Origin of the sequence: Streptomyces chattanoogensis (assembly GCF_001294335.1) — a bacterium.
GTDB lineage: Bacteria > Actinomycetota > Actinomycetes > Streptomycetales > Streptomycetaceae > Streptomyces > Streptomyces chattanoogensis.
The window spans coordinates 332,693-352,675 of record NZ_LGKG01000207.1 but is presented as its reverse complement, the minus strand read 5'-3'; the positions used below and the strand labels follow the sequence as shown (position 1 = coordinate 352,675).

Sequence of the window (19,983 nt, the reverse complement as noted above, 5' to 3'; positions counted from 1 at the left end):
GGGGGGATGGTGGCGGCCGTGCACTGTGGTTGCTGGTCTGGCTGTTGCTCTGGTTGTTGCTGTTGCTGCTGTCACCCAGTCCTACGCACCCCGCCCACCGCGGGCTCACGGCCACTCAAGGTGCGATGAATTCCGCCGGGTTCCGTGCCGGGCCGCCTACACTCCCGGCCGCTGCTGCCCGGCTCCCGGGCCGGCTGTCAGTGGCGCATGCCAAGATTCCTCACATGTCTGCACTGCCTGTCATGCCGCCCGCCGACCCGAAGAATTCGACCGTCTTCCTGGACTGGGCACGGCTCCATGCGCCGGGGTCGGAGGACGCCGCGCACGGCCTCATCGAGGCGGTGCGGGCCGGGCTGGGGCGTGCGCACGAGAAGCCGGGCCGCTTTCTCGACGACATGAAGCGCCGCGCCGCCGGTCTTCCGGCGACGCACCTGCCGTGGTTCTGGGACACGGTCGGCCATCGCATGGGCCCCTGGCTGCCCCGCCATGCCGGCACCGCCTACGGACTGGCCCGCCAGGCGGAGGCGCAGCACGGCCTGCCGGTCGACGAGGCGTACCACCGGGCCAACGTCCTGCTCTACGCCCGCCTCGGCGCGCTGCCCGCCAAGGAGGTCGCCGGACACCAGCGGCGGCTGCACGCCACGCTCGATGCGGCCGTCGCGCACCAGGAGTTCGTGCAGTTCCTGCTGGCCTTCGCCGCCGGCGGCGGTACCCCCGCGAGGGATCTGCACCGCCGGGTGCAGGCGTCGGCCAAGGCGGCGGGGCTCGGCATCGCGGAGAGCGCGCAGGCGCTCGGCGACATCCTGGTGGCGGCGAAGGGCCGGCCCCTGCCGGACGCTCTCCTGGACGGCCTGGGGCCGGTCTTCGCCGAGGTGCCGCCTCCGGCTCCGGTGCGCCAGGCACTGGCGGAGCTCTTCCCGACCTCGGTCACCGACGGCGGTGCCTGGCTGCGGCTGCTGGCGGCCACCGGAGTCGACGAGGCCCTGGCACAGGGCCGGATCGTCCCGTCCGGCGGCCTGAGCGCCTGGCTCGGCAACTTCGCCTTCCACTACTCCTACAAGCGCTACAGCTCCGGCGTCACGCGCCAGGCGATGCCCGATGAGCTGTACGCCCTGGTGCCCCGTATCGCCGGGCAGATCAGGTCCGAGAACACCCCCGTCAGCCTCCACCGGTCCCGCTTCCGGCACACCCTCTTCGACGCCGATCTCGTCGATGCCTGCCTGGCCAACGGGATCGCGGTGGCGGACCCCGGCCCGCGCGTGGGGCTGGAGTTCTGGGGCAGGAAGGCCCGCCGCGACCACCGGGCGCTGGCCGCCGACCCGGTGCTGGGCCCCCGGCTGATCGGCACGGCCCACGCGCCGCGCGACCCGCGTGCCGGCGCCCCGCGGCTGCCGCTCGGCGACGGCGTCGACGCGGCGCTCCACGAGCGGGTGACCCGGCTGATGGACGCCGTCGCGGACGGCGGGCTGGGCGCGGCGCAGGAAGCGGTCGCCAAGCTGGACACGATCCTCGACCCGCCGGCGATCGCCGCGCTCAAGGGCATCGACACCGCGCTGGACGCCCTCGACGGCGTCGGACCGCTGCTGCGCACGCTGCGCGGCGGCCTGCCGGAGGAGCTGGCCTGGCCCGCACTCGAGGAGGCCGTACGACGCCTGGGCGGCGGCCGGGAGGTCGCCGGGGTCACCTGCACCTGGCCGGTGCTGACCGTCTTCGGCCGGGACCGGGCGATCGCCGTCGACCACAGCGGCGAGCGCGGCACCTGCGCCTTCGCGCTCCCCGAAGAGGCCGCCACGCATTCGGTGTTCTTCGTCGGCGGCAGCTTTCTGGTCGGCTGGGCCGACGGCAAGACCTACGGCCTGTCGGCGCGGCGGGCGTTCTGGGCCGACCGTCCCGAGGACACCTTCGTGCCGGAGGACTCCATGGGCATGGTCTCCTACGGCGGCAGCACGGACGGTGCGCTCGGCTATCAGTTCGCCACGCCCGACGGCGGCGGCCGGTACGACGGTGTCCGGGTGCTCCGGCCGGGCGGCCGGGAAGGCATCGGCGACTACGAGCAGCAGCTCGGCGACGGCACCCGGCTGTGGAGTTCCCGCCTGTTCGGCAGCAGGCTCGGCCGCCGCGACGGCGCCTGGCGCGAGCTCGACCCGGGCAGTGGCGAACGTACGGACCGCACCGCCCTGCCCCCCTTCCTCGCCGCCGACCCGCCCAAGGACCTGTTCCGCACCCACGACCTGCAGACCCTCGCCCCGATGCCGCCCGGCGCCCCGGAATCCCCGCTGGGCCAGGCGGACGGTGTCACCGGCTGCCGGGTCCTGCACTGGGAGCACAGCGGGGGCGCCCCGGTGCGCTATCTGCTGGAGGGCAACGACGGGCGGCGCGCCGAATTCCGGGTCACGCACCCGGGGGAGGACCCCTGGGGCATCATCCGGCTGCCGGAGGGCGGCGCCGAGGCCGTGCTGACCGACCACCGTCCGATGCGCTGCTACGCCGCCGACGACAACTCCCTGCTGTGGGAGGCGCGTGGATTCCCGTACCCCAAGTGGTCCGGCGGCGGATCCCACGCTCCCGGCGAGGGACCGCTGTTCCCGCCGCCCGCCTTCTGGCACTTCCTGACCCCGCGGGACGCCGCATCCTCCAAGGCGCTGCGCACGGTCACCGAGGATGCCGTCAAGGCCCTGCTGGCGGCGGCAGCCGGCGACGGCGGCGAGGAAGCGGTGCGCGCCGAGGCTGCCCGGGTGCTGTCCGGGGTGACCGACCCCGGCGTCCTGGACGGCGTGGTGCGTGCCGTCCGCACCGCCGCCGGGATCCTGGACCGGCGCCGCACCCTCTCGGTGCGGTCGGCGCTGATCGTCAACGGCGCCCAGGTCCGCCCCGCCGGGGAGACCGCCGACACCGCGCTGATCACCGCCCTGCGCGGCCTGGTGGAGGCGTGGATCCCCTACAACGCCCCGCGGATCGCCGAAGAGGCCGCCACCGTCGGCGCGATCGCCGCCGACGGCGAGTTCCTGCGCGGCCGGATCGAGGACGCCGCCCGGCGCGTCAGCCCGCCTGCCCGGCCGCGTGACTGGGCACCGCTGCTCGGCGGCGGGATCGCGGCCGCCGCCTGGCGCTGCGTCACCCAGACCACACCGGACGAGGACCGCACCGCACTGAGTGCCCTGCTGCGCACCTGGGCCGCCACTCCGTTCGCCGAACCCGGCACCTGGCGACTGGGCCGCGCCTCCGGTGAGGCGCTGCGCCCGCTGTGCGACACCGGCCGGGCCGTGGCCACCGGAATGGGCGACGGCAGACAGGGCGTCGCCCCGCATCCCGGCGAACCGCTCGGTCCCACGGGCGGCTACCGCTTCGTTCAGCCCGAGTCCGCCCCCGTACCCGAGGGTGCCACCGAGGTCCGTACGGTCACCGTCACCCACGACGAAGCGGCCCGGCTGCCGCGGCTGCTGGACTTGCTCGCCGAGCACGGCCCGCTGACCCTCACCCCCGAAGCCGTCGCGGCGTTCGTCGCCCGCACCGGCGTACGGCGCGCGGTGGCCGTGCAGGCCCTGGCCGGGCTCCCCACCAGGCCCGGGATCAACGGCACCCGTCAGCTGCTGCGCGCCAAGCCGTTCCAGGCCACGCTCGGGGTGGCTCAGGAGGCCGAATCGCTGGTGCACCGCCTCGGCACGGCGGGCCGGGCGCGTGTCCTGGCGGCCGGCCTGCCCGACGACCCGGCGGAGCTGTGGACGGCGTCCGGGCTGGTGGCGGCCGCCGGGCGGATGGGCGACGAATGGGCCGCGATCCTCGGTCAACAGACCCCGGTGGACGAGGAGTTGACCGCAGAGCTGGAGAAGGAGCTGGGCGCAGGGGCGCTCTCGGCGGCGCTCGGTGATCCGCAGGGCGGCGGAGTGCTGACCGAGGACCTGCGCCGGGTCGTCGCCGCCAGCAAGTACGGCTATCTGTACGCCTATCCGGTGGCGGCCGACGGCTCCCCGGGCGACCGGCCGGACTACAGCACGCCGTACCTCGGCATGGCGTCCGCCCTTTCCTGGGTGCTGACCGAGCGCCCCGTGGGCGATCCCGCCACCGTCGGCGCCCGGGCCCTGTGCGCACGGCTCGCCGAGCGCCTCGACGCACCGGAATTCCTCGTCCGGCTGGGACGGCACCGCTTCTCCCTCGACCAGGCCGGGATCGACGCGCTGTTCGGCCCCGAGAAGTACCCGGTGGCGGCCGCCGAGCCGCCCGCGACCGACCGGGCGGCGCGCCTGCCGCTCTACTACGACCAGGGTCTGCTCCTCGTCCACAGCACCGGCGACTGGGAGGGCGTGTTCCTGCGCCCCGCCGGCTTCGCCCGCCGCGGAAAGTACGAAGCGGTCGCGCGGCTCTGCGAGGACCTCGGCATGAGCGAGCTGGCCACGCAGGTCGAGCGGATACGGGTGCTGCGCGACGGCATCGCGGCGCTCGCCGCACGGTCCGCCGACACCCCCGTACCGGCCGGCGGATACGAAGCGAACCCGCTGCTCAGCGTGCCGGAACTGGTGAATGAGGCGGCCGAGGCGCTGGGGGTCGGCCGGGATGCCGCCGCGCTGTACCTCCAGCTGCTGACGCTCGCCCGCCCCACCGACCGCAATGTCCGGCGCTGGAACGGCTGGAGCGCCGCCCGGCACCGCACCGTACAGGCCGAACTCGCCGCCACCGGCGCCGTGGTGACGGAGAAGCGCAGCCGGGCCGGCCGCACGGCCTTCCTCCCCGGCGGCTGGACGGATCTCAAGGCGCCCCATCTGCCGCTGGAGACCGCCAAGCTCGACGCCCATCTGGCCGCCGCCACCGAAAAGCGCGAGGTGGAGGGCCCGTTCACCCGCCTGCTGCCGCCCCGCCCGCTGCACGAGATGTTCGCCGACGCATGGGCGAGGCGGTGATGCCACCGGGCGGGCGCCCCGCCGGTCAGGCCGGCAGCGGGGGCGAGGGCAGCAGATCCGGTGTCTCCGGGCGGTTCAGGCGCCGCAGAAAGCCGAGGACTCCGGCGTAGCCCTGGGCCCAGGAGTACGGCATCTCCTGGAAGCCGGGATGGACGAGCAGGGGGGCCTCGTCCGGTCCGTGACTGCGGATCAGCAGCTGCCGGGCCGCCGACCGGGCTGCCTCGTGGAAACGGTCCTCGCCGGTGACCTGGGCCATTTCCACGAGCATGCTGCCGACCCCGGAGATCCCGCAGCACTGGCCGGGCCTGCTCAGCCGCGGAATCCAGGCGGCGCATGCGGAGGCGGCGGCCTGCGCGGACTTCTTGAACGCCGGCTCGCCGTGGAGGAGATGGGCGTGCAGGAGAGTCCGCGCGGCTCCGGCGAGCCCGCGGCACCAGGAAACCGTCATGGGAGAGGCCGACGGGGCCTCACTGGCCGCGACCAGCCGGGGGATGCGTTCGGCCAGATCATGGGCCCGGCGCCGGGTCTCCCGGTGGAGTTCCGGGGCGCCGGTGCGCGCGGCGACCGCGACGAGGAAGTCGGTCACTCCGACGAATCCGTGGGCGTGGCCGAAGCGTGGGTCGTCGGCGATGGGTCCGGCGAGCGGGGGCACGGTGTGCAGGTCCTGGTGAGCCGTCACCCGCTGAGCCTGCTCGAGAGCGGCCTCGAGGTTCCCGAGCAGGATCTCGCCGAAGCCCAGTCCGGCACGGCCGCTGATGACGTCGAGCTCCTCGCCCCAGGCGCTGTCCTCGCGCGTCGGCGGTGCCTCGGGCGGGAGGGCTACTCCGGCTGCCCGTGCGGAAGCGAGGAAGACTTCGGTGCCCGTGCGCCCCGAGAACAGCCCCGGAGGCAGGGCCACCCTCCGCAGGGCCGTGACGGCGTGCGCCGCCAGCCGCTCCAGCAGCTCGCCCGCCCCCGGCCGGTCGCGGTGCTGCAGCAGCTCCAGGCCCGGTCCCGCGCTGCCGGAGTACAGGCTCGCGTCGACCGCGGCGAAATCGCCGGCCTCCCCGCCGAACTGATACTCCCCGGCCTGGTCCAGAAGCAGCCGCAGGGCCCGTTCCTCGAGGCGGATGCCGAGGTCCGTCCCCACCACCGGGAGCATCGGCCCGGGGGAGGAGCTGCCGGGCGTCTCGGTCAGCCAGGTGCCGGTGGGCAGCCGGCGCGCCGCCTCGCCGGCGGTCTCGCGGACGCCGGAGGTCAGATCCGCTATCAGCGCCTGGAAGCCGGTCCGGCCGTCGCCGTAGACCGCCCGCAGGCACTGCAGTACCCGGGTGCGGGCGAGCGCGGCGGTGGCGGCGCCGGGGACCGGCAGCACACCGGTGGCGGCGTACGCGAGCACCATGCCGAGCGCGTAATGGTCGTCCTCGAAGCGCGGCGCAGCGGTGTCGTCGATCTGTTCCGGGGGAGCGAACCCGGGGGTGCCGCCGGGGAGGTGGAAGCCGTCCAGCGCGGAGATCCCGAAGTCGATGATGCTGGGCCGGCCGCCCCGGAGCACGATGTTCCGCGGGGAGAGGTCGCGCATCACCACGCCCCGGTCGTGCAGCGCGGCCAGCGTTGCGCCGAGCGCGGTGGCCAGCCCGGTGAAGTCCTGCCCGGCGGATCCGGTGCGGTCGGCACCGGGCGGCGGCAGCATCGCGCCGTCGTTCTCGACGCGGTGGAGCAGGTTGTCGCCGCCCACGTCGGTGGTGACGAGGTACTCGTCGTCGCCGTGCGCGAAGTGATCGAGGAACCGCGGGATGCCGGGCACGGCGGCGCACGCCTCGAGGATCCGTCGTTCGTTGCGCAACCGGGCGCGGACGTCGACGCCTTCGGCGGACTCGCCGATGTAGGCCCTGGCCTGTTTGACGATCAGCGCAGGTCCGTCGCGCCGCGTCCCGCGGACGTCCCGCGCGCGGTAGACGTTGCCGTGGGCCGACCGGAAGACACCCTCGACGACCTGGAACCGGCCGCCCAGCAGGTCCGCTTCCCGCGCGGGCGGCGCTGCCTCGTCCGTGGCGAACGGATCGGCGGCCCAAGGGGGTTGGCGGTACTCGGTGGTGGCCGCCGCGGCGAAGAGCTCGCCGTCGGGGCCGAGTATCCGGACGACGGGAAGGCCCTGGTCGCCGGAGTGCCACTGGGCGTGAAAGGGGCCGTACCGGTAGTACACCGGTGCCCGGTCGTCCACCTGGCGGTCGCTCAGCACCCGTGGCCCGGCGTGCCCCCGGAGCAGTGCCGCCAGCATCAGCCCCAGCTCGCGGACGCGCGTCTGCTCCGGATAGACCGTTACGGCCTTGCCGATGGCGGCCGGGTTCTCGCGGCCGGAATTGAGCCGGGTCAGCACGTCGTCGGACCGGACGATCTTGAAGTGGCAGCGCTCGGACAGCAGAACCGGCAGCAGCCGGTCCGTCAGGTCCGGCAGGGTGGCCGCCCGGGAGGAGATATGGAGCTTCCAGCCGTCCTCCGGCAGCGGTGCCGCCTCATAGGGGTGGACGTATGTCCATAAGGGGCCGGTGGTCGAAGAGAACCCCGGGAGGGATGCCCCGCCGTTCAGGGTGCGAAGGGCGTCCTCCGCCTTCCAATTGTTCACAGTGCATCCCTCTCGGGGCCGTGCCCGTCAAGCGGGCAATGTCAGCTGTTCAGCGAATGGCTCAGCCGGTGTGGGTGCCGACGCAGTGGCTGGCACACATGGTGAGGGGACAGAAGTCGGCGCCCTGTGTCATCTGCTCGGAATCGAGGAAGGTGACCTCCGGCTCCCGCTCTAGAACTCCTGCGGGGCGAGGGGCGAATGCAGACAGAGTTTCCATGGGACTCCCCAATGGTTGAGGTGGTATGCGCTGGCGATCGCTCAGCGGGACGGCACACTAGGCACGCGTCTCTTCCAAGGTCAATCCACTTCCGTGGCTGATTTCTTGGGGGATCCACCGGCCCAAGTGCCTTGGAAACAAGCCCAGTTCATCGCGACCGGAGTTCGTGGCCGAACGGTTTCGCACCGATCGGGAAGCGGTGACCTGGAGCTTTTCTCAACCCCCGACAAAATGCCGTGGTAGTCGGGGAGGCGGTTCGGCTGCGGTAACCCGGTGCCGTCAAGGGCACGTTTCACCCTTCCTCCGGCGAGGTTTTCGGACTTTGTGTGTACGGCGTTCCGATGACGTCGTCCGGCGCGTTCTCTTCGGCTTACGACTTCGGGTGTATGACTTTCGATGTACGGCTTCCGGAGCGCGGCCGTCCGGAATGCCTGCCGTATTCGCGGAGAGGGATCCTCGGGAATAGCCCGCGGCCGAATGCTTGCCGGTCCCTGCCGCGCCGAGCGCGCGGCGCCCGCGTTCCGCCCGATGCCGGGCCGTCTCACCGGGCGGCTGAGGCCGGCCCCGGGCATTGACCCCGCGGCGGCCGGGGCGGGGGCGTGCAGAACAGCTGCGACCCGGCTTAAGAAAACCTCGATGGACCACGCGGCCCGGGTGCGGAAGATTTCCTGACGGAGATCGGGCGGCCGGAATGCGCCCCCGGCAGGTCATGCGCGCGTACGGGAGCCATAGCGGTGAAGGCACTGGTCAAGCAGAAGGCGGAGCCCGGACTGTGGCTCACGGAGGTGCCGGAGCCGGCCGTCGGCGCGGGTGATGTGCTGATCAAGGTGCTGCGTACCGGCATCTGCGGCACCGACCTGCACATCCGCTCCTGGGACGGCTGGGCGCAGCAGGCCGTCAGCGCACCGCTGACCGTCGGCCATGAATTCGTCGGCGAGGTCGTGGAGACCGGGCGCGATGTGGCCGATATCAAGGAGGGCGATCTGGTCAGCGGCGAGGGGCACCTCGTCTGCGGCAAATGCCGGAACTGTCTGGCCGGGCGGCGCCACCTGTGCCGCGCCACCGTCGGCCTCGGCGTCGGCCGGGACGGCGCCTTCGCCGAGTATGTGGCGCTGCCCGCGGCCAACGTGTGGGTGCACCGCATCCCCGTCGACCTCGATATCGCCGCGGTCTTCGATCCGTTCGGCAACGCCGTGCACACCGCGCTGTCGTTTCCGCTGGTCGGCGAGGACGTACTGATCACCGGAGCGGGACCGATCGGCATCATGGCCGCGGCCGTCGCCCGGCATGCGGGCGCCCGCAACGTCGTGATCACGGACGTCAGCGAGCCGCGCCTGGAGCTGGCGAGGAAGGTCGGCGCGAGCCTTGCGCTCAACGTCGCCGAGACCCCGATCGCCGAAGGCCAGCGTGCGCTGGGCCTGCGCGAGGGCTTCGACGTCGGCCTGGAGATGTCCGGCCGGCCCGAGGCGTTGCGCGACATGATCGACAACATGACGCACGGCGGCCGGATCGCCGTACTCGGCCTGCCGTCCGAGGAATTCCCCGTCGACTGGTCCCGGGTCGTCACCTCCATGATCACCATCAAGGGAATCTACGGCCGGGAGATGTTCGAGACCTGGTACGCGATGTCCGTACTGCTCGAAGGCGGCCTCGACCTGGCCCCCGTGATCACCGGCCGCTACCCGTACCAGGACTTCGACGCCGCGTTCGACGACGCGGCGAGCGGACGTGGCGGCAAGGTCATCCTCGACTGGACCGCCTGACCGTCACCGCCCCGGTCCGTCACCCTCAACTCCTGGAGAAACCCACGATGTTCGACTCCGTACGCGACGAACTGCGCACCACCCTCGACGAGATCCGCGCGGCCGGCCTGCACAAGCCCGAGCGCGTCATCGGCACCCCGCAGTCCGCCACCGTCGATGTCACCGCCGGGGGCCGCCCCGGCGAGGTCCTCAACTTCTGCGCCAACAACTACCTCGGCCTCGCCGACCACCCCGAGGTCGTCGCGGCCGCCCACGAAGCGCTCGACCGCTGGGGCTACGGCCTCGCCTCGGTCCGCTTCATCTGCGGCACCCAGGAGGTCCACAAGGAACTGGAGCGGCGGATCTCCGGGTTCCTCGGCCAGGAGGACACCATCCTCTACTCCTCCTGTTTCGACGCCAACGGCGGTGTCTTCGAGACGCTGCTCGGCCCGGACGACGCGGTCATCTCCGACGCCCTCAACCACGCCTCCATCATCGACGGCATCCGGCTCTCCAAGGCCCGCCGCTTCCGCTACGCCAACCGCGACATGGCGGACCTGGAGCGGCAGCTGAAGGAAGCCGCCGAAGGCGGCGCGGGCCGCAAGCTGATCGTCACCGACGGCGTGTTCTCCATGGACGGCTACCTCGCACCGCTGCGTGAGATCTGCGATCTGGCCGACCGCTACGACGCCATGGTGATGGTCGACGACTCGCACGCGGTCGGCTTCGTCGGCCCCGGCGGCCGCGGCACCCCCGAGCTGCACGGCGTGATGGACCGCATCGACATCATCACCGGCACCCTCGGCAAGGCCCTCGGCGGCGCCTCCGGCGGCTACGTCGCGGCCCGCGCCGAGATCGTCGCCCTGCTGCGCCAGCGCTCGCGCCCGTACCTCTTCTCCAACTCCCTCGCCCCAGTGATCGCCGCCGCCTCGCTCAAGGTCCTCGACCTGCTGGAATCGGCCGGTGACCTGCGCGAACAGCTGAACGCCAACACCACGCTGTTCCGCTCGCGGATGACCGAGGAGGGCTTTGAGATCCTGCCCGGCGAGCACGCCATCGCCCCCGTCATGATCGGCGACGCGGCCGAGGCGGCCCGGATGGCGGAACTGCTGCTTGAGCGCGGCGTCTACGTCATCGGCTTCTCCTACCCGGTCGTCCCGCAGGGCCAGGCGCGGATCCGCGTCCAGCTGTCGGCGGCGCACTCCACCGACGACGTCCACCGCGCGGTGGACGCCTTTGTGGCGGCCCGCTCCGTCCTGGGGGCCTGATACCGCAGGTCCTGGGAAACTGGAAACATGATCGAAGCACGGCGGCTGCACATCCTGCGCGCGGTGGCCGACCACCGTACGGTCACCGCCGCGGCCGCCGCGCTTTATCTCACCCCCTCCGCGGTCTCCCAGCAGCTCGCTGCTCTGGAGGCGGAGACCGGCCACCGCCTGGTGGAGCGCAGCGCCCGCGGTGTCACGCTGACGGCCGCGGGCGAGATTCTGCTGAGCCATGCCAATGCCGTCCTGGCACAGCTGGAGCGCGCTGAGTCGGAGCTGGCCGCATACGGCTCCGGCGAGGCGGGTGTGGTGACCGTCGCGGCCTTCGCCACCGGCATCTCGCTGGTCGTCGCGCCCGCGATCACCGGGCTCGCGGCCGCCGCGCCCGGGATCCGGGTCCGGGTCCGGGACGCCGAGGGCGACGCCAGTCTGCTGATGGTTCTCGACCGGCAGGTCGATGTGGCGGTCGCCGTCGAGTACCGGGGCGCGCCGCGCGCGGACGACCCCCGGCTGACCCGTGTCCCGCTGTACGCCGAACCGTTCGACGCCGTCCTCCCGGTCGGCCACCGGCTCGCGGACGCGCCACGGGTGGCGGTCGCCGACCTCGCGGGCGATCCCTGGATCGGCCCGTACTCCGGCAATCCCTGTCATGACGTGGTCGTCCTGGCCTGCGAATATGCCGGGTTCGAGCCGCGGCTGGAGCATTCCTCCGACGACTTCCGGGCGGTGGTCTCGCTGGCGTCGGCCGCGGCGGGCGTGGCCCTCGTTCCGCGGTCGGCGCTGGCCGACATGGACCTGGCGGGCGTGGTGGTCCGGCCCGTGGACGGCGTGGCTCCCACCCGGCGGGTCTTCGCCGCCGTACGCCGCGGGGCCGAGGAACATCCGTTGCTGCGGCCGGTGCTGACGGCCCTCCAGGAGGCGGCGGCGCCTCAGGGGTGAGGACGGGGCCGCGACGCGGCGGGCCCCGGGCGCTCTTTCCGCGGCATTCTCCCCGTCCCCGTCCAGCTGGTCAGTTGCCGTGCCGTCCAGGTGTTGATGACCCGTTCCGGCGGCACGTCGCACTCCTCCGCGCGGGCGCAGCCGTAGATCTGCCAGTCCAGCTGGCCCGGTGCGTGCGCATCGCTGTCGATGGAGAAGAGCGCCCCGGCCTCCAGGGCCTGGCGGAGCAGGCGGCGCGGCGGGTCGAGGCGGTCGGGGCGGCAGTTGATCTCCACGGCCGTGTGGTGGTCGGCGCAGGCCGCGAAGACCTCGTCGGCGTCGAACCGTGACTCGGGCCGCGGCCTGCCGGTGATCTGCCGTCCGGTGCAGTGGCCCAGTACGTCGACGAGCGGATTGCGGACCGCGGCCAGCAGCCGGCGGGTCATCGGCCGGGCGTCCATCCGCAGTTTGGAGTGCACCGAGGCCACCACCACATCGAGCTCCGCCAGCAGCTCCGGTTCCTGGTCCAGTTCGCCGTCGTCGAGAATGTCGCATTCGATCCCGGTGAGCAGCCGGAACGGTGCCAGTTGGGCGTTCACCTCCGCCACCAGGGACAGCTGCGCCCGCAGCCGGTCCGGGCTCAGTCCGCGGGCGACCGTGAGCCGGGGGGAGTGGTCGGTCAGGACACACCAGTCGTGTCCGAGGCCGCGGGCCGTCCTGGCCATCGCCTCGACGGGGCTGCCGCCGTCCGACCAGTCCGAGTGCAGATGGCAGTCGCCGCGCAGCGCCCGCCGCAGCCGCACTCCCCGCTCCCCGTCGACCAGCGGTCCGCCCGCTTCCTCCGTCAGCCGCGCCAGATAGCCGGGCACCTCGCCCGACAGCGCTTCCTCGACCACCCGGGTCGTCTTGGGCCCCAGCCCCCTGACCCGGGCGAGCGTCCCGTTCGCCGCGCGCCGCCGCACCTCGTCGCCGGACAGCCCGCGGATCACCTCCGACGCGGTACGGAAGGCCTGTACGCGGTAGGTCACCGCCCCCTGCCGCTCCAGCAGAAAGGCGATCCGCTCCAGCGCCTCGACCGGCTCCACCCACGGCTCCTTCCCAGTGTGCCGCGCAGTCTCCTCCCACTCCTCCCAAGGTGCCGCACTCCGTCACTGGCTGCCATCGGCGGCCCGGCCGGTCCGGCCCCGCCGTAAAACGCCCCTTTCCGGCCCGTTCCGGGTCTGGCGCCGTTATGCGGTTATGTCCGTTCTCCGGATAGCCGATCGGTTTCTGTCATAATGCCGTTGGGATTACGCCGTGCATTTTCGGCAATATCGCCCGGGCCGGGCCGGGCGGTACATGTGCCGGTAATGAACGGGCAACAAATCGCGGTAGATGCTGCGGTAGATGCCGGGGGCAACCGTTTTGGTTGTCCGGGTGCGCATTGGCGGGGGTCGTGCGAAAAATTGCCGGCCTTCAGAAAATCTGCACATCCCCAGCGCGGACGGCGCGCTCCCCGGCGCCGGTCATTCACGCTCTGACCTGCGGCGAAGCGGGTTGGTGCGGGATTGTCCAGTTCGGGGTAAACGGCGCACCAAATCGCCGCGGTCGAAGCGGCGGGACATGTGAAGAAGCTGCCACGAAGTCATGGACATCCATCCACGGCAGGTAATTCGGTGGAGGCTTGGAGTCCGGGTCAGCGGTTGTCGGATTAGCAGAGCAACGCGCCTGCATGCTTTGATCCTTCGCACCGCGGAAGTCGCACGGGGGTTCTCGTTCTCGAGGCGCCGGACAACCGCTGCCGCGGCCTGGCCGCCCTGCCGGACGGCTCGGCCGTGACTATTTGAGATATGTATCCGAAAGGAATCATCATGCGCGAGATTCAGACCCAGGAGATCGCCGACAGCGAGCTCGACAACGTGGCCGGTGGCCTCGTCGGCAACGCCCTCGGCACCGTTACCGGCACCGTTGACGGCGCCACGGGCCTCAACGTCGGCAGCACCCTGGGCTCCGTCACCGGCACCGCCACCGGCGCCATCGACGGTCTGGGCGTCAACACCGGTCAGGTCACGGGCCTCGCCGCCGGTCTCTGAGCCGCACGGCAGGTCGGCGTCCCCTCCTTGCCGAACTGCCGGACCGGATGCCCCGGAACCGCCAGGCTGTCGCCGGGTTCCGGGGCACCCGGCTGCCGCGCCCCGGACACACCGCCGTACGCTCGTCCCCAGCGCCGTACCGGCCGGGCCGGGCCGCGTCGTCCTGACAGACCTGTGCACCCGAAAGACCGGTGCCGTTGTTGCAGTTGAGGGAAGAGTGTCGTGCAGTTCCGCCAACAGGCCCTTTCCAAGCTGCAGTCGCCGGAGGAGATCGACCTCCCCGTGCGCTTCGCCCGGCCCCAGGGCTGGCTCGTACTGATCATCACGGTCGCCGTGGTGATCGGCGCCGCCGTATGGGCGGTGACCGGCACCGTCTCCTCCACGCTCAACGCCCCGGGCATCCTCACCCACGGCCAGGGCAGCTACATCCTGCAGAGCCCCGTCGCGGGCCAGGTCACCGCCGTACTCGCCGAAGAGGGCAGCCGGGTCGCCGCCAACACGCCGGTCCTCAAGGTCCGCACCCCCCAGGGCAACACCGTCGTGCGGACCATCGCCGCCGGCCGGCTGACGACGATGGTCGCCACCATCGGCTCCGTCGTCACCACCGGCGCGGACGTGGCCTCCGTCGAGCGGGTCGCCCGCCCCGGCGACCCCCTGACCGCGACGCTCTACGTCCCGGCCGAGAGCGCCGCGACGGTTCCGGTCGGCGCCTCCGTCGACCTCACCGTCCAGTCCGTGCCCAGCCAGCAGTACGGCGTACTGCGCGGCCGGGTCCAGGCGGTCGGCCGGACCACCCAGACCCGCCAGCGGATCGGCGCCTTCCTGGGCAGCAGCCAGCTCGGCGAGCAGTTCTCGCAGCACGGCCAGCCCGTCGCCGTCCAGGTGAAGCTGGACCGCGCACCCCGCACCAGGTCCGGTTACGCCTGGTCCACCTCCGACGGCCCGCCCTTCGCGGTCGACTCCATGACCATGGCCGGCGGCGCCGTCCACCTGGCCGAGCAGCATCCGATCGATTGGCTGCTTCCGTGACCGCACCGAACACCCCTGCCGCCCAGCAGCAGCTGCCGCCGCCGGGCCGCCGCCGGCACCGCCCCGAGCCCGCGCCCACCCGCCGCCGGGCCCGCCGCGACGCGCCGTCAAAGACACCCAGGTACACGAAGACCCAGAAGGCCGGGAAGGTCCGGTCGGTGCGCACCCCCACCGTCCTCCAGATGGAGGCCGTGGAATGCGGCGCCGCCTCGCTGGCCATGGTCCTCGCCCACTACGGCAAGCACGTACCGCTGGAGGAGCTGCGGATCGCCTGCGGCGTCTCCCGCGACGGCTCCCGCGCCAGCAATCTGCTCAAGGCCGCCCGCAGCTACGGCCTGACGGCCAAGGGCATGCAGATGGAACCGGCCGCGCTCGCCGAGGTCCAGGCGCCCGCCATCCTCTTCTGGGAGTTCAACCACTACGTCGTCTACGACGGCATGGGCCGCAAGCTCGGCCGCAAGGGCGTCTACATCAACGACCCCGACAAGGGCCGCCGCTTCGTGCCGGCGGAGGACTTCGACACCAGCTTCACCGGCGTCGCCCTGGTCTTCGAACCGTCGGAGTCCTTCGAGAAGGGCGGCCGCAAGCCGGGCGTCCTGGGCGCCGTGCCCGCACGGCTGCGCGGCACCAAGGGCACCCTGCTGGCCGCCCTGCTCGCCAGCCTGCTCCTGGTCGCGGTCGGCGCCGCGGTGCCCGCGCTCAGCCGTACGTACATCGACATGTTCCTGATCGGCAACCAGACCTCGCTGCTGGGGCCGCTCTTCGCATCGATGGCCGCGATGGTCGCCCTCACCGCCGTACTGACCGGCCTCCAGCAGGCGAACCTCCTCCGCGGCCGGATCATCTCCTCCACCCTCAGCAGCGCCCGCTTCCTGCGGCATCTGCTCAGACTCCCGGTCACCTTCTTCGCCCAGCGCAGCCCCGCCGACCTCGTCCAGCGCCTCCAGTCCAACGACGCGGTCGCCGAGACCCTGGCCCGCGACCTGGCCGCGGCCGGGGTGGACGGCATCGTCGTCATCCTCTACGCCGTCCTGCTGTGGACCTACGACCCCCAGCTGACCGTCATCGGCGTCGGAATCGCCCTGCTCAATGTCGTCGCGATGCGCATCGTGGTACGGATACGTGCCACCCACACCGCCAAACTGCGCGCCGACAGCGCCCGGCTGACCAACACCTCGTACACCGGCCTGCAGCTCATCGAGACGATGAAGGCCACCGGCGGCGAGAACGGCTACTTCCGCCGCTGGGCGGGCCAGCACGCGACGACCCTGGAGGAGCAGCAGCGGCTCGGCGTCCCCAGCGCCTGGCTGGCCGTCGTCGCCCCCACCCTCGCCACGCTCAACAGCGCGCTGATTCTGTGGATCGGCGGACTGCGGGCGGTCGAAGGCCATATCTCGATCGGCCTGCTCGTCGCCTTCCAGGCGCTGGTGACCCGCTTCACCGCGCCCATCACCCGGCTCAACGGCGTGGCCGGCCGGATCCAGGACTTCGCGGCCGACGTCGCCCGTCTCAAGGACGTCGAGTCCTTCCCCGCCGACACGCTCTACTCCCGCCCCGGGTCGGACGCCGACACCCGCCGCCTCAAAGGCCATGTGACGCTGGAGAACATCACCTTCGGCTACAGCCCGCTGGACAAGCCCCTGCTCACCGGCTTCTCCCTCGCCGTCGGCCCCGGCCGCCAGGTGGCCCTCGTCGGCGGCTCGGGCAGCGGCAAGTCCACCGTCTCGAGGCTGATCTCCGGCCTCTACAGCCCCTGGGAAGGCACCATCCGCATCGACGGGCAGCGCCTGGAGGACATCTCCCGCAGCGCGCTGGCCGCCTCCGTCTCCTTCGTCGACCAGGACATCTTTCTCTTCGAGGGGACGGTGCGCGACAACGTCGCCCTGTGGGACCCGTCGATCCCGGACGACGCCGTCATCGCCGCGCTCCGGGACGCCGCCCTCTACGACGATGTCATCGCCCGGCGCCCCGACGGCATCTACAGCCGCGTCGAACAGGACGGCCGCAACTTCTCCGGCGGCCAGCGGCAGCGGCTGGAGATCGCCCGCGCGCTGGTCCGGCGCCCCAGCATCCTCGTCCTCGACGAGGTCACCAGCGCGCTCGACGCCCGGACCGAGCAGATCATCATCGACAACCTGCGGCGGCGCGGCTGCGCCTGCGTGGTCATCGCCCACCGGCTGAGCACCGTCCGCGACAGCGACGAGATCGTGGTCCTCGACCACGGGGTCGTCGTGGAACGCGGCCGGCACGAGGACCTCGTCGCCGCCGGAGGCGCCTACGCCGAGCTGGTCAAGGAGCACTGACGTGTCATCGATGCACCCGCCCGCCGCGGTGGGACAGGGCGAGCTCGACGTGGTGACGCAGGCGATGGGCGGCCTCGGCACCACCGTCGACTGCACCGGCCTGCGCAGCGTCCCCCTCGAGGGCCCGCACGTCCTGTGGCTGGTCACCGGCGGAGCCCTCGACCTCTTCGCGGTCGATGCCGCCCAGGAGGGCCACTGGCACTTCCTCGGCCGGCTCGAGCCCGGAAGCCTGCTGCTCGGACCGGTTCAGGGCCCGCAGCACTCCCTCCTCGGCCGGCCCTCGCAGGACTGCCGGCTGCGCCGCATCCCGCTGCGCGAGCTGCCCCGCCACGACTACGGCGAGTACGGCGACACCGGGTCCTACCCGCAGTACGACACCGGCTCCTACCCGCAGTACGGCACCCAGGCCGAGCAGCCCTCCCCGCTGGAGCACGCCTTCGCGCTCGGCACCGGCCGCAGCCTGGGCGTGCTGTTCGAGGCCCCGCTGGACGGCCGGCCCGGCGACGAGGCGGTGGCCGACGACGACGTCCTGTGGATGCCGGTCCCGCCCGGCAGCGTGCAGTACGGCGCCTCCTACAGCGCGGAGGCCGCCGCCGACCTGCTCGTCGACCCCGAGCTGTGGCAGCAGATGGTCAATCAGCAGTACCGGCTGCTGGCCGCGGTGGACCGCTGGATCGAGCAGCTGGAGCGGGCGCACGAGGACCGTACGGCCGCCGGTATCAAGGCGGGCGAAGCGGTCCGCGAACGGGCGGACCAGGCGCTGCTGGCCTCCATCGGCCGCCAGGACCGCGGCGGCCGGGGCACCCAGGCGGACCGCGCCGCCGACGACACCACCTTCGCGGTCTGCCGTACGGTCGCCGAGGCCGCCGGGATCACCCTGACCGAGCCCCCGAGGGGCGGCGCCGTCAACGATCGCATCACCCCCGTCGAGCGCATCGCGGTCAGCTCCCGGATCCGCACCCGCGCGGTCCGGCTCACCGGCCGCTGGTGGCGCACGAACACCGGCCCCCTGGTGGGCCATCGCGCCAAGTCCGGCGCGCCGGTCGCGCTGCTGTGGCGCCGCGGCCGGTACGAGGCGGTCAACCCGGTGTCCGGGCTGCGCCTGCGCATCGGCAAGGACAACGCCGACGAGCTCGAGCCGCGCGCCGTGATGTTCTACCGCCCGCTGCCCGAGCGGCCGATGACCATGTGGCGGCTGATGCGCTTCAGCCTGCGCGACACCCGTACGGACGTCCGGAACCTGGCCGTCAGCGGCCTGGTGACGGTCGGGCTCGGCGCGCTGGTCCCGATCGCGACCGGCAGGGTCCTCGGCGTCTACGTACCGGCCGCCGAGCGCAGCCTGATCGTCCAGGTCGCGCTCGCTGTCATCATCAGCAGCATCGTCACCGCCGCCTTCATGCTGCTGCAGAACCTCACCGTGCTGCGGATGGAGGGCCGTATCGAGGCCGCCCTCCAACCCGCGATCTGGGACCGTCTGCTGCGGCTCCCGACGCGCTTCTTCACCGAACGCTCCACCGGCGAGCTGGCCAGTGCCGCCATGGGCATCAGCGCCATCCGGCGGGTGCTGTCCGGAGTCGGCCCGGTGGCCGTGCAGTCGGTCACGGTCGGGGCGATGAACCTCGTCCTGCTGCTCCTGTACAGCGTGCCGCTGGCGCTGGCGGCGATCGGCATGCTGGTCGTCATCGGCGCGGTGTTCCTCGCCATGGGCATGTGGGAACTGCGCTGGCAGCGGCGGCTGATCACGCTCACCAACAAGCTCAACAACCAGGCCTTCCAGACCCTGCGCGGCCTGCCCAAGCTGCGGGTGGCCGCGGCCGAGAGCTTCGCGTACGCCGCCTGGGCCCGCGAGTTCGCCCGCTCGCGGGAACTCCAGCAGAAGGCCGGCCGGATCAAGAATCTGACCACCGTCCTCAACACCCTCTATCTGCCGCTGTGCACCCTGACCATGTTCATGCTGCTGGCCGGACCGGCCCGCGGCAGCATGTCGGCCGGATCGTTCCTGACCTTCAGCACATCCCTGACCATGCTGCTGACCTCGGTCACCCAGATCACCGGCGCCTTTGTCGCGGCGGCCGCCGCGCTGCCGATGTTCGAACAGATCAAGCCGGTCCTGGACGAGGCCCCGGAGGTCCGCGGCGCCAGCGCGCAGCCCGGCACGCTCTCCGGCGGCATCGAGGCCAAGAAGCTCTCCTTCCGCTACACCGACGACGGCCCGCTCGTCCTCGACGACGTCTCGCTCCGGGTCGGTCCGGGCGAGTTCGTGGCCATCGTCGGCCCCAGCGGCTGCGGCAAGTCCACGCTGCTCCGCCTCCTCATCGGCTTCGACCGGCCCACCTCCGGCAGCGTCCTCTACGACGGCCAGGACCTGGCCGCCCTCGACCAGGCGGCGGTACGCCGACAGTGCGGGGTGGTGCTGCAGAACGCCCAGCCGCTGACCGGTTCCATCCTGGACTGCATCTGCGGCGCCGAGGCCTTCACCCCGGAGGAGGCCATGGAGGCGGCCGAGATGGCGGGTCTGGCCGAGGACATCAAGCGCATGCCGATGGGGCTGCACACCATGATCTCCGGCGGCGGCGCGATCTCCGGCGGCCAGCGGCAGCGCCTGATGATCGCCCAGGCGCTGATCCGCCGCCCCCGGATCCTCTTCTTCGACGAGGCCACCAGCGCCCTGGACAACGAGACCCAGCGCATCGTCATCGAAAGCACCCGCAGACTCAGCGCCAGCCGCCTGGTGATCGCCCACCGCCTGTCCACCGTCATGGACGCCGACCGTGTCATCGTCATGTCCGAGGGCCGCGTCGTCGAGCAGGGCGCCCCCGCCGACCTGCTGGCCGACACCGGGGGCCACCTCCACGAACTGGTCCGCCGTCAGCTGACCTGAGCCACCGCGGCGCACCGGCCTTCCCCGCAGCCACCGCAAACGTCGCATATCGTGCA

Annotated in this window: 11 protein-coding genes; 8 read left to right on the top strand and 3 right to left on the bottom strand. The window is 72.3% G+C overall.

Going from position 1 to position 19,983, the window contains the following annotated elements; translation table 11 throughout:
* Positions 1 to 224 precede the first annotated feature (224 nt).
* Positions 225 to 4,895 (top strand): hypothetical protein, encoded by a 4,671-nt coding sequence (locus tag ADL29_RS40020; protein WP_053928373.1) that lies wholly within the window; start codon positions 225 to 227, stop codon positions 4,893 to 4,895.
* 25 nt (positions 4,896 to 4,920) lie between these two features.
* Here the strand turns inward: ADL29_RS40020 and ADL29_RS40015 are convergent, their stop codons facing one another.
* Both ADL29_RS40015 and ADL29_RS43910 read right to left on the bottom strand, forming a co-directional pair.
* Positions 4,921 to 7,500 (bottom strand): class III lanthionine synthetase LanKC N-terminal domain-containing protein, encoded by a 2,580-nt coding sequence (locus tag ADL29_RS40015; RefSeq protein ID WP_053928372.1) that lies wholly within the window; start codon positions 7,498 to 7,500, stop codon positions 4,921 to 4,923.
* Positions 7,501 to 7,561: 61 nt separating this feature from the next.
* Positions 7,562 to 7,717, bottom strand: a complete 156-nt coding sequence (locus ADL29_RS43910) for a hypothetical protein (RefSeq protein ID WP_157878694.1) — start codon at positions 7,715 to 7,717, stop codon at positions 7,562 to 7,564.
* Positions 7,718 to 8,451: 734 nt separating this feature from the next.
* Between ADL29_RS43910 and tdh the strand changes: the two genes are divergently transcribed.
* The 3 genes from tdh to ADL29_RS40000 are packed head-to-tail and all read left to right on the top strand — an operon-like array spanning position 8,452 to position 11,663.
* Positions 8,452 to 9,480, top strand: a complete 1,029-nt coding sequence (gene tdh / locus ADL29_RS40010; RefSeq protein ID WP_053928371.1) for an L-threonine 3-dehydrogenase — start codon at positions 8,452 to 8,454, stop codon at positions 9,478 to 9,480.
* A 47-nt stretch (positions 9,481 to 9,527) separates the two neighbouring features.
* Complete coding sequence (locus ADL29_RS40005) at positions 9,528 to 10,727, top strand: glycine C-acetyltransferase (protein ID WP_053928370.1); 1,200 nt, start codon at positions 9,528 to 9,530, stop codon at positions 10,725 to 10,727.
* Positions 10,728 to 10,754: 27 nt separating this feature from the next.
* The gene (locus ADL29_RS40000; protein ID WP_046929480.1) at positions 10,755 to 11,663 is read left to right on the top strand and encodes a LysR family transcriptional regulator; all 909 of its coding nucleotides are present in this window, start codon (positions 10,755 to 10,757) and stop codon (positions 11,661 to 11,663) included.
* On the opposite strand, the gene ADL29_RS39995 is transcribed toward ADL29_RS40000, so the two are convergent.
* Positions 11,654 to 12,727 carry a PHP domain-containing protein gene (locus ADL29_RS39995; protein WP_053928369.1) on the bottom strand — a complete coding sequence of 358 codons (1,074 nt, stop codon included), beginning with the start codon at positions 12,725 to 12,727 and terminating at the stop codon, positions 11,654 to 11,656. The genes ADL29_RS40000 and ADL29_RS39995 overlap by 10 nt on opposite strands.
* Before the next feature lie 765 nt (positions 12,728 to 13,492).
* Here ADL29_RS39995 and ADL29_RS39990 point away from each other — a divergent pair.
* The 4 genes from ADL29_RS39990 to ADL29_RS39975 all read left to right on the top strand — a co-directional run bounded on the left by ADL29_RS39990 (position 13,493) and on the right by ADL29_RS39975 (position 19,927).
* Positions 13,493 to 13,714, top strand: coding sequence for a hypothetical protein (locus tag ADL29_RS39990; RefSeq protein WP_053928368.1), 222 nt, complete (start codon positions 13,493 to 13,495; stop codon positions 13,712 to 13,714).
* 222 nt (positions 13,715 to 13,936) lie between these two features.
* The gene (locus ADL29_RS39985; RefSeq protein ID WP_046929483.1) at positions 13,937 to 14,743 is read left to right on the top strand and encodes an HlyD family efflux transporter periplasmic adaptor subunit; all 807 of its coding nucleotides are present in this window, start codon (positions 13,937 to 13,939) and stop codon (positions 14,741 to 14,743) included.
* Positions 14,740 to 17,046, top strand: coding sequence for an NHLP family bacteriocin export ABC transporter peptidase/permease/ATPase subunit (locus tag ADL29_RS39980; RefSeq protein WP_053928367.1), 2,307 nt, complete (start codon positions 14,740 to 14,742; stop codon positions 17,044 to 17,046). The genes ADL29_RS39985 and ADL29_RS39980 overlap by 4 nt, the downstream gene beginning before the upstream one ends.
* A 10-nt stretch (positions 17,047 to 17,056) precedes the next feature.
* A complete protein-coding gene (locus tag ADL29_RS39975) occupies positions 17,057 to 19,927 on the top strand; it encodes an NHLP bacteriocin export ABC transporter permease/ATPase subunit (protein ID WP_053928401.1) in 2,871 nt (956 codons plus the stop codon).
* Positions 19,928 to 19,983 lie beyond the last annotated feature (56 nt).

What these genes read in the sequence shown, in the direction of transcription:
- ADL29_RS40020 (WP_053928373.1), top strand. Translation starts at nt 225, where the DNA reads ATGTCTGCACTGCCTGTCATGCCGCCCGCCGACCCGAAGAATTCGACC.
- ADL29_RS39975 (WP_053928401.1), top strand. Translation starts at nt 17,057, where the DNA reads ATGCACCCGCCCGCCGCGGTGGGACAGGGCGAGCTCGACGTGGTGACG.
- ADL29_RS43910 (WP_157878694.1), bottom strand. Translation starts at nt 7,717, where the DNA reads ATGGAAACTCTGTCTGCATTCGCCCCTCGCCCCGCAGGAGTTCTAGAG.
- ADL29_RS40000 (WP_046929480.1), top strand. Translation starts at nt 10,755, where the DNA reads ATGATCGAAGCACGGCGGCTGCACATCCTGCGCGCGGTGGCCGACCAC.
- ADL29_RS40005 (WP_053928370.1), top strand. Translation starts at nt 9,528, where the DNA reads ATGTTCGACTCCGTACGCGACGAACTGCGCACCACCCTCGACGAGATC.
- ADL29_RS39990 (WP_053928368.1), top strand. Translation starts at nt 13,493, where the DNA reads ATGCGCGAGATTCAGACCCAGGAGATCGCCGACAGCGAGCTCGACAAC.